Source organism: Paraburkholderia sp. Ac-20336 (assembly GCF_017105025.1).
In the GTDB taxonomy this organism is placed as follows: domain Bacteria; phylum Pseudomonadota; class Gammaproteobacteria; order Burkholderiales; family Burkholderiaceae; genus Paraburkholderia.
This window is the reverse complement of sequence record NZ_JAAGPS010000193.1, coordinates 1-8,864: the sequence shown is the minus strand read 5'-3', so window position 1 is coordinate 8,864 and position 8,864 is coordinate 1. Positions and strand designations below refer to the sequence as shown.

The following is an 8,864-nucleotide window of genomic DNA, read 5'->3' as shown; positions in this document are numbered from 1 at the left end:
GCATCACGCGGGGCTCGCGGTTTTCAGGGCGAGCGGCAGGCCCGCGACCATCAGCGTGGCGGTGCGGCTTAGTGCCGCGATGCGTTGATTGAGCCGTCCGAGTTCGTCGACGTAAAGACGCGTGGCCGCGCCGAGCGGCACGACGCCGAGGCCGATTTCGTTGCTGACCACGATGATCTTGCCGCGCGCCGCGGCGAGCGCCGCTTCGAGCGCGGCGGCGCGCGCGTGGTAGGGCTCGATGGGCGGGGCGTTTTCGCGGGTGTTGTCGGCGGTGTCGGCGGTGTCGGCAGGACAGAGCAGGTTCGCGAGCCACAGCGTCAGGCAGTCGATCAGCAGGCACTGACCCGGCGCGTCGTATTGCGAGACGACGCCGGCGAGGTCCTGGTCCGCCTCGACGAGACCCCAGTGCGCGGGCCGCCGCGCGCGATGATGCGCGATGCGCGCGCCGAATTCGGCGTCGCCGGTGACGCGGGCGGTGGCGATGTAGGTGACGGGCAGGGCGCTGTCGCTCGCGAGCCGCTCGGCGTGCGCGCTTTTGCCCGAGCGGGCGCCGCCGAGGACGAAGGTGAGGTCGGGGGAAATCATCGCGTGATTGTACCGGCGTGCGCCTCTGGCCGGCGCGGTGGGATAATGCTGGTCTTGCCGCCGCGCGCCCTGTGCCGGGCATCGGGCACCGAGTGCAGCAGGCGCACGATGCGCGCAACGTGTACGACGTGCATGAAGCACGCGCGGCATCGCCCCGACCGCCCATTCCGATCCGACCGCCCTTGCCGTGACCCGAACCCCGCCGATTTCCACCGACGCCTTGCCCGTGCCGCGCGGCACGCTGATGATCCAGGGCACCACGTCCGATGCGGGCAAGAGCACGCTCGTGGCCGGCCTGTGCCGTCTCGCGCGCCGCGCGGGCGCGCGGGTCGCGCCGTTCAAGCCGCAGAACATGGCGCTGAACAGCGCGGTGACCGTCGACGGCGGCGAGATCGGCCGCGCCCAGGCGCTGCAGGCGGTCGCCGCCGGCATCGCCGCGCATACCGATCTGAACCCGGTGCTGCTCAAGCCGACCAGCGATCGCGGCGCGCAGGTCATCATCCACGGCAAGGCGCGCATGAATCTCGACGCGCGCGCGTATCACGAGTACAAGCCGGTCGCGTTCGAGGCCGTGCTGGCGTCGTATGCGCGGCTGCGCGCGGCGTACGACACGGTGTTCGTCGAGGGCGCGGGCAGCCCGGCCGAGATCAATCTGCGCGAGCGCGACATCGCCAACATGGGTTTCGCCGAAGCGGTCGATTGCCCGGTCGTGCTCGTCGCCGACATCGATCGCGGCGGCGTGTTCGCGCATCTGACCGGCACGCTCGCCTGCCTGTCGGCAAGCGAGCAGGCGCGCGTGCGCGGCTTCATCATCAACCGTTTTCGCGGCGACGTGAGCCTGCTCAAGCCCGGCCTCGACTGGCTCGAAGCGAAGACCGGCAAGCCGGTGCTCGGCGTCGTGCCGTATCTGCACGGCCTTACGCTCGACGCCGAGGACATGCTGCCGCCCGAGCTGCGCGCGGCCGGCAGCGGCGACGCGGCGCGCCTGCTGCGCGTGGTCGTGCCGGTGCTGCCGCACATCAGCAATCACACCGATTTCGACGCGCTGCGCGTACACCGCCAGGTCGATTTCCAGTACGTGCGCGGCGGCACGCCGCTGCCGCCCGCCGATCTGATCATCCTGCCGGGCTCGAAGAACGTGCCGGGCGATCTCGCGTTCCTGCGCGCGCAGGGCTGGGACGCGGTGCTCGCGAAGCATCTGCGCTACGGCGGACGCGTGATCGGCATTTGCGGCGGCATGCAGATGCTCGGCCGCGAGATTGCCGATCCGCATGGCGTGGAGGGCGCGCCGGGCACGTCCGTGGGGCTCGGCTGGCTCGACTATGCGACGGTGCTCACGCGCGAGAAGACGCTGAAGAACGTGACCGGGCGGCTCGCGCTGCCCGGTGCGCCCGAGGTGGCGGGTTACGAGATTCATATGGGCGAGACGCGCGGGCCGGCGCTCGATGCGCCGGCGCTGCGGCTCGATGGCGCGCGGGAAAACGCCGGTGCGCAGGGCACGCGTCCCGACGGCGCGTTGTCCGTCGACGGACAGATTCTCGCGACCTACGTGCATGGCCTGTTCGACACGCCGGCCGCGTGCGCGGCGCTGCTCGCCTGGGCGGGCCTGAGCGACGCCGAGGAAGTCGATTACGCGGCGCTGCGCGAGGCGTCGCTGGAGCGACTCGCGGATACGCTCGCCACGCACGTCGATATGCGCAGGCTGTTCGCGGCGGTGGGGTGAAGGCTGGCACTGGCCCGAGCAGGTCGCAACGTGTGCTGCGATTGCACCGCGCCTACGGCCGGAGCGCCGAAACACGCCCGCAAGCTGCCGTCCCGGCCGCGCGCCCGTTGCCTCGACGCGGGGCGAATCGGGCGCGCCCCGCGCCGCTTGCCGTATCGCTTACGGCATCGCTCAGTACAGCACCATCTGCGTGCAGCGGAACAGCGCGATCGTCTTGCCGTCCGGACCGGTGACGGTTGCGTCCCAGACCTGCGTGCTGCGCCCGAGGTGCACGCCCTTCGCGACCGCGCGGATCGTGCCCTGCGTCGCCGTGCCGAGGAAGTTGCTTTTCAGCTCGATCGTCGTGAAATTGCGCGCGTTCTCCGGCAGGTGCGCGAGGCACGCGTAGCCGCAGGCGGTGTCGGCGAGGCCGATCACGCTAGCCGCGTGCAGGAAGCCGTTCGGCGCCAGCAGTTCCTCGCGCACGGTCAGCTCCGCGACCAGCATGCCCTGTTCGACCGACAGCGCGCGCAGGCCGAGCAGGTCCGGCAGCTTGCCTCGCTGGCGCTCGTGCAGGCGTTCGACGGTATATTCCGGGCGCAGTGTGCTCATGAGATTCGGGTCCTTATCGATAAAACGGCGGGTTCAGGCAGCCGATTCGCCGTTTTGGGGCTTCGGCCGCGCTGCATTTGTCGATATTATCAACGGCTGACGGGCGGGCGAACCTGAGAAACGACCGGTCAGGCACGGATCGGAACCCGCGGGCGCTGGTCTGAACCGATCGGGCGCAATGGCGCGGCAAACCGGCTGGCGGAGTCCAGCCTTCTTTCCAGGAGAATTCATGTCGGTGATCGTGGTGGCGAATCCGAAGGGCGGCGTGGGCAAAAGCACGCTATCGACCAATCTGGCCGGCTATTTCGCCGCGCAGGGCGAATGGGTCGCACTGGCCGACCTCGACAAGCAGCAGTCCGCGCATGCGTGGCTCGCGCTGCGGCCCGAGACGCTGCCGGCCATCGAGACGTGGGAAGTCAACACCGAGACGCCGGCCAGGCCGCCCAAGGGGCTCGATCACGCGGTCATCGACACGCCGGCCGGCCTGCACGGCAACCGCCTGAACATCGCGCTCGATCTGGCCGACAAGGTGATCGTGCCGCTGCAGCCGTCGATGTTCGACATTCTCGCGACCCAGGATTTTCTCGAACGTCTCGCGAAGGAAAAGGCGGTCAGGAAGGGCGCGATCGAGGTCGGCGTGGTCGGCATGCGCGTCGATTCGCGCACGCGCTCGGCCGAGCAACTGCATCGCTTCGTCGAAGGGCTCAAGCTGCCGGTGCTCGGCTTTCTGCGCGACACGCAGAACTACGTGCAACTCGCGGCACACGGCCTGACGCTGTGGGACGTCGCGAAAAGCCGCGTGGAGAAGGATCTGGAGCAGTGGCGGCCGATCGTCGAGTGGACGAACGGCACGGGGAAGAAGGACTGAAGCGAAGGACTGAAGCAGAGGACTGAAGCAGAGGACTGAAGCAGAGGACTGAAGCGAAGCACCGCGGCGGGGCGGCCCGCCGTCGGTCAGGCGGCAGGCCGGGCCGCGCTCAGGTCCAGTTCTGCGTCGGCACGTGATCGCGGCTGCCCTTGATCCGGTTGTTTTCGTCGACGAACACGAGGTCCGGCTTCCAGCCCGCTTTCAGTTCGGCTTCGTCGACCACCGCGAATGCCGCGATGATGACCAGATCGCCGAGCTGCGCGCGACGCGCGGCCGAACCGTTCAGCGAAATCATGCCGCTGCCGCGCTCGCCCTTGATCGCGTAGGTCGAGAAACGCTCGCCATTGTTGATGTTCCAGATGTCGATGCGCTCGTTTTCGACGATGTTCGCCGCTTCGAGCAGGTCTTCGTCGATCGCGCACGAGCCTTCGTAGTGCAACTCGCAGTGCGTGACCACGGCGCGGTGGATTTTCGACTTCAGCATGTTGCGTTGCATGACCAATCCTGTGTGACTGTGCTGGGTAGTTTCGATGAAACCCGGTGCCGTCGCGACCGGTTCGATCGTAGCGCCGGCGGCTGGCGGCGTCAGATTTCGAGGTTGTCGATGAGGCGGGTCGCGCCGAGCTTGGCGGCCGCCAGCACGACGAGCGGCGCGTTGGCGTCCTGCGTGCCGGGCGCGATCAGGTTCGAGCGCTTGCGGATCGCGATGTAGTCGGGCTTCCAGCCGCGCGCGGCGAGGGCTGCTGCCGCCGCCTGTTCGAGCTTCGCGAAGTCGCGCTCGCCCGCGAGCACCGCGTCGCGGATGCGATTCAGCTCGGCGGCCAGCACCGGCGCCTCGGCGCGCTCGGCGTCCGACAGATAGCGGTTGCGCGAGCTTAGCGCGAGGCCGTCGGTGTCGCGCACGGTTTCGGCGGCGACGATTTCGGTCGGCAGCGCGAACTGGTGGCACATCTGGCGCACGATCATCAGCTGCTGGTAATCCTTCTTGCCGAACACCGCGACGCGCGGCTGCACGCACGACATCAGCTTCATCACGACCGTGCATACGCCGTGGAAGAAGCCGGGGCGGAATTCGCCCTCGAGAATGTCGCCGAGATCGTGCGGCGGATGCACGCGATACTCTTGCGGCTCCGGATACAGGTCCTTTTCGGCCGGCGCGAACAGCACATAGACGCCTTCCTTCTGCAGCTTCTCGATGTCGGCTTCGAGCGTGCGCGGATATTTGTCGAAGTCCTCGTTCGGGCCGAACTGCAGCCGGTTGACGAAGATGCTCGCCACGACCGGGTCGCCGTGCTGGCGCGCGAGGCGCATCAGCGACAGATGGCCCTCGTGCAGATTGCCCATGGTCGGCACAAAGGCCGTGCGATTCTGGCCGCGCAACTGGTCGCGCAATTCATGGATCGAGCTGATGACTTTCATGATCGGACAGGAATGGGTTCGCGCGCCGCGCGCGCCCCGGTTGGCGCAAGACCTCGGGGAATCGCGCAGGCCGCCGCCTTACCGGCGATGACGGGTTCGGAGCGCGGATTGTAGTGGATTTGCGGGCCGGGCGCACCGAATGGCGGCGTGTGTCCGGCGCGGGGCGCGGCGGGTTCGCCCGTGGCGCCCGCCAGGCCTTGCGTTGGCGGGGTTCTAGCGGTTTTCCCGTGGGCCGGCCGGCGGCCCGGCGCGGTGCCGGTTCCGTCGCGCGGCCGGGGGAGCTAGGAGCCGCCGTTGCGCCGGCCCCACCGAAAAACAGCAGGACCGATCGGGCCGCCGCGATCGGCCGGTTCACAATCAGGCCGCTTGATCGGCCGCTCAATCAGGCCGGCAGATAAGCGAGCCGCACGTAAATCGGCGCGAACGGCTCCGCCTGCGTAATCTCGACGAGCGATTCGCGGCACAGTTCGAGCACGGCGATGAAGTTCACCACCACGACCGGCACACCCCGGCTCGTATCGAACAGGTCGGAGAACTCGATGAAGCGCGTGTTCTGCAACTGCCGCAGGATCAGGCTCATGTGCTCGCGCACCGATAGCTCTTCGCGCGAAATCTTGTGATGCTGGACGAGCTTCGCGCGCTTGATGACGTCGGCCCACGCGGCGCGCAGATCGTCGCTGCTCACGTCCGGGAAGCGCGGCGTGATGCTCTGCTCGATATAGACCTCGGCGCGCAGGAAGTCGCGCCCGAGCTGCGGCAACTGGTCGATGCGCTGCGCGGCGAGCTTCATCTGCTCGTATTCGAGCAGGCGGCGCACGAGTTCGGCGCGCGGGTCCTCGGCGTCCTCGCCGGTGTCGGCCTTCTTGACCGGCAGCAGCATGCGCGATTTGATCTCGATCAGCATCGCGGCCATCAGCAGATACTCGGACGCGAGTTCGAGATTGGTCTTGCGCAACTGCTCGACGTAGCCGAGATATTGCGTGGTGACATCCGCCATCGGGATGTCGAGCACGTTGAAGTTCTGCTTGCGGATCAGGTACAGCAACAGATCCAGCGGTCCCTCGAAGGTCTCGAGGAACACTTCGAGCGCGTCCGGCGGGATGTACAGGTCGTTCGGCAGCTTGAACAGCGGCTCGCCGTACAGGCGCGCGAACGCGACGCCGTCGACCGTGTCGGGTGTCGAGTCGGTGGCGGGAGCGGCGAGCGCGGCATCGGCCGGCGGACCGTGCAGCGGCCCATGGACCGGCCCATGCAGCGGGCCGTGGGCCTCGTCGGCGTGACTCATCGTCGGCGTGACTGGGGCGCTCAGAAGTTCTGGTAGTACTGGTAGGGTGTCTGCGCGACGCGCGAGGCTTGCTGCTCGGCGCGTTCGTCGAGATCGACCGGCTGTTTGTCCCACAGCAGCGCTCGGCCGCGGCGTTGCTCGGCTTCCAGATTGGGTTTCTGCTGCTTGAGCTGGTTCAGGAACTGGGTGATGTCCGATTGATACATGGCTCGACGTCCGTGATGGGTGAAAGGGCGCGCGTCTGGCAGTGCCGGCGACGCGGCGCCATCGTGGCGGAATTTTACCGCATGCGCCGCGCGCGGTCGAAAAACGCCGCCCCCTCTTTTTGGGATCTCGCCCCCCGCGCCGATGTGGTCAAATAGCAGGCCCGGGCGCGCCGGGAGCAAGCACTGATCAATTCTGGCCGGAGGTCCTGTTTGGCGGTAGGTACGATCGACAAGCCGCGTGGGCGGCGCGGGCGAGAACGGCAGCGGCACGCCGCGCGGCACCGTTCGCTGCCCGTGCGGTGCTGGCTGCGCGCGTGGCTCGCGTTGAGTCTCGTCCTGCTGACGCTCGTGGCCGGCGAGGCCCACGCGGCGCGCGCGAAGCCGAGCTACAAGGTCGACGTCGTCGCCGAGCCGCGCGCGCTGCGCCGGCTGCTCGAACAGCACCTCGACATCGCCCGTTTCGCGAAGCGGCCCGACATCAGCGAAGACCAGTTCTCGTTTCTGATTACCGCCACGCCGCAGCAGGTGCGCGATCTCGCCGCGACCCAGGGCTACTTCTCGCCGGTCGTCAGCACCGACGTGCGCACCGTCGACGACGTGCGGCGCGTCACCGTGCGGGTCGACGCAGGCGCGCAGACCCTCGTCAGCTCGGTCGACCTGTCGTTTCGCGGCGCGGTCGTGACCGAGGACACGGCGCAGGAAAACGCCACCCGCTTCGCGTTCTCGCTGCACGAGGGCCAGCCGTTTTCGCAGAGCGACTGGGACGACGCGAAGAACGCCTCGCTGCGCGAGTTGCAATCGCGCCGCTATCTTGCCGCGAAGATCTACCACTCCGAGGCGCTCGTCGATCCGCGCACGCACACGGCGAAGCTGTCGGTAACCTACGACAGCGGTCCGACCTTCACGATGGGCGCGATTGACGTGCAGGGTACGCGGCGCTATCCCGAGCGCATCGTCCATAACGTCAATCCGATTTCGCCGGGCCAGGTCTACGACACGCGCAGCGTCGCCGAACTGCAGCGGCAATTGCAGAACACGCCGTACTTCGCGAGCGTCGCGATCGATCTCGACAACGACCCGGCCAAGCCGCTCAACACGCCGGTGCACGTAAAAGTGTCGGAGTTTCCGTATCACAGCTTTCGCGGCGGCGTCGGCTATTCGACCGACAACGGTCCGCTCGTGCAGGGTGCGTACACCTATCTGAACACGTTCGGCAAGGCGTGGCCGTTCACGGTCGAGGGGCGCGCCGACCAGACCCAGCAGTACGGCCAGATTCAACTGTCGATGCCGCCGGGCCCGCGCGCGTGGACCAATAGCGTGCTCGCCTCGTACACGACCACCGACGTCTCCGACACGCGCATCTACAGCATTCGCGGCGGCGTGCAGCGCTCGCGCACCTCGCAATACCTCGACTACAGCTACTCGCTGCTGTTCTACGACGACCGGCTCGACCAGAACGCGGCGCCGCCGACCACCGCGCACGCGCTCGTGCCGGCGTGGTCGTGGACCCGGCGCAATACCGACGACCCGCTGTTCCCGCGCAGCGGCAACCTGATCCACGCCGAGGCGGGCTTCGCGGTCAAGGGCCTGCTGGCCGACCAGACCTTCATTCGCGGCTACGCGCGCGGCCAGCAGTATCTGCCGATCGGCCATGACGACATCGTGCTGATTCGCGCCGAACTCGGCGGCGTGTTCACGAGCGGCAGTTCGAGCGGCATTCCGGCATCGCTGCTGTTCCGCGCAGGCGGCTCGAACTCGGTGCGCGGCTACGGCTTCCAGAGCATCGGCAACGACGTCGCCGGCTCGATCCTGCCGACCAAATATCTCGTGACGGGCGCGGCCGAATATCAGCACTGGTTCTCGCACGACTGGGGCGCGGCCGCATTCTTCGACATCGGCACCGCCACCGACACCTGGGGCGAGAAAGTCTTCTATCCGGGTGTCGGCGTCGGCGCGCGCTGGCGCAGCCCGGTCGGTCCGGTCAACGTCGATCTCGCGTACGGCATCCGCAACAGAAGCGTGCGGCCTTACCTGACGCTCGGCATCGCCTTCTGACGCGCCGATGCAAACCCGCCAGCCTATCTGCCAACTTATTCACGCATGACCACGGACGTCACCGACCCGACCCCCGCACAGCCGCCCGGCGCCACGCCGCCAGCGGAGCCGCCGGGGCAGCCGCCCGAAACG

9 protein-coding genes are annotated in these 8,864 nt (G+C 68.0%); 3 read left to right on the top strand and 6 right to left on the bottom strand.

Annotated features, from left to right (window positions below):
• Positions 1 to 3: 3 nt before the first annotated feature.
• Entirely contained in the window at positions 4 to 585 is a 582-nt protein-coding gene (gene cobU / locus GXB81_RS29335; RefSeq protein WP_205991044.1) for a bifunctional adenosylcobinamide kinase/adenosylcobinamide-phosphate guanylyltransferase, read from the bottom strand.
• 244 nt (positions 586 to 829) lie between these two features.
• Between cobU and GXB81_RS29330 the strand changes: the two genes are divergently transcribed.
• Positions 830 to 2,308 (top strand): cobyric acid synthase, encoded by a 1,479-nt coding sequence (locus tag GXB81_RS29330; protein WP_205991045.1) that lies wholly within the window; start codon positions 830 to 832, stop codon positions 2,306 to 2,308.
• Between the two features lie 171 nt (positions 2,309 to 2,479).
• Here GXB81_RS29330 and GXB81_RS29325 read toward each other — a convergent pair whose 3' ends face one another.
• On the bottom strand, positions 2,480 to 2,899 hold the full coding sequence (locus GXB81_RS29325; RefSeq protein ID WP_167036590.1) for a PaaI family thioesterase: 420 nt from the start codon (positions 2,897 to 2,899) through the stop codon (positions 2,480 to 2,482).
• Between the two features lie 229 nt (positions 2,900 to 3,128).
• On the opposite strand from GXB81_RS29325, the gene GXB81_RS29320 reads away from it, so the two are divergent.
• Complete coding sequence (locus GXB81_RS29320; RefSeq protein ID WP_167036593.1) at positions 3,129 to 3,767, top strand: ParA family protein; 639 nt, start codon at positions 3,129 to 3,131, stop codon at positions 3,765 to 3,767.
• 109 nt (positions 3,768 to 3,876) lie between these two features.
• Here GXB81_RS29320 and panD read toward each other — a convergent pair whose 3' ends face one another.
• The 4 genes from panD to GXB81_RS29300 form a co-directional block, all read right to left on the bottom strand.
• Positions 3,877 to 4,263 carry an aspartate 1-decarboxylase gene (gene panD, locus GXB81_RS29315; RefSeq protein ID WP_167036596.1) on the bottom strand — a complete coding sequence of 129 codons (387 nt, stop codon included), beginning with the start codon at positions 4,261 to 4,263 and terminating at the stop codon, positions 3,877 to 3,879.
• A gap of 89 nt (positions 4,264 to 4,352) precedes the next feature.
• The gene (gene panC, locus GXB81_RS29310) at positions 4,353 to 5,186 is read right to left on the bottom strand and encodes a pantoate--beta-alanine ligase (protein ID WP_167036598.1); all 834 of its coding nucleotides are present in this window, start codon (positions 5,184 to 5,186) and stop codon (positions 4,353 to 4,355) included.
• A gap of 382 nt (positions 5,187 to 5,568) precedes the next feature.
• On the bottom strand, positions 5,569 to 6,471 hold the full coding sequence (locus tag GXB81_RS29305) for a ScpA family protein (RefSeq protein ID WP_240158624.1): 903 nt from the start codon (positions 6,469 to 6,471) through the stop codon (positions 5,569 to 5,571).
• Between the two features lie 20 nt (positions 6,472 to 6,491).
• On the bottom strand, positions 6,492 to 6,677 hold the full coding sequence (locus GXB81_RS29300; protein ID WP_167036601.1) for a DUF3460 family protein: 186 nt from the start codon (positions 6,675 to 6,677) through the stop codon (positions 6,492 to 6,494).
• Between the two features lie 210 nt (positions 6,678 to 6,887).
• On the opposite strand from GXB81_RS29300, the gene GXB81_RS29295 reads away from it, so the two are divergent.
• A complete protein-coding gene (locus GXB81_RS29295; protein ID WP_205991043.1) occupies positions 6,888 to 8,732 on the top strand; it encodes an autotransporter assembly complex family protein in 1,845 nt (614 codons plus the stop codon).
• The last annotated feature ends 132 nt before the right edge of the window (positions 8,733 to 8,864 follow it).